The organism is Alteromonas sp. ABV4_515 (assembly GCF_056160345.1).
In genome coordinates, this window is the sequence record NZ_JBSWWZ010000020.1 from 1 (window position 1) to 936 (window position 936).

Below are 936 nucleotides of genomic sequence, written 5' to 3' on the forward strand. Positions count from 1 at the left end.
AAACGGTATCGATCACGGTGACCGACTCAAACGGTGACGCCCAAACCTTCACGGCAACCGTACAGCCTGATGGCTCGTTCAGTGCCGATGTGCCAGCAGATATCGCAGAAGGTGCCTATACCGTTGAAGCGACTGCCACGGATGCAGCAGGAAATACAACGTCTACTACAGATAATGGTGGAGTATTAAATACTGCAGCGCCAACGCTCACGTTAGAGCCACAATCCCCTGATACCGACACGACGCCGACTATCTCTGGAAGCACCGATCTTCCAGCCGGTGACACCGTCTCAATCACGGTGACGGATGCTAATGGTGATGCACAAACCTTCACGGCGACCGTGCAACCTGACGGAACATTCAGCGCCGATGTACCTACTGCTCTAGCTGAAGGCGCTTACACGGTAGAAGCCACCGCCACCGATGCTTCTGGAAATACAGCAACAACAACGGAAGTTGGCGGTGAAGTTGATACAACTGCGCCAACGGTAACGTTAGACGCGCATACAACCGGCAACGATGCGACGCCGACGGTTTCTGGAAGCATAGATCTGCCAGTAGGTGAAACCGTGTCGATCACAGTGACCGATTCAAACGGTGATGCACAGACCTTCATGGCTACCGTACAACCTGACGGTTCGTTCAGCGCAGACGTTCCAGCGGATTTGGCCGACGGTGCCTATACGGTTGAAGCAACCGCAACCGATGCCGCGGGCAATGCCACAACGGCCACCGACAACAACGGTGAAATCGATACCGCTGCGCCAACCATTACGCTGGACGCACAGACAACAGGTAATGACGCTACGCCTACTGTTTCAGGTAGCACGGATTTACCAGTCGGTGAAACCGTGTCCATCACAGTGACCGATGCTAACGGTGATGCCCAAACCTTCACGGCAACGGTACAGCCAGACGGTTCATTCAGTGCCGATG

The 936-nt window shown here is 54.6% G+C and carries 1 protein-coding gene; it reads left to right on the forward strand.

Annotated elements, in window-relative coordinates; translation table 11 throughout:
• Positions 1 to 936 (forward strand): Ig-like domain-containing protein (locus ACXAGX_RS20470; RefSeq protein ID WP_474840695.1); only part of this gene is annotated, 936 nt, incomplete at both ends.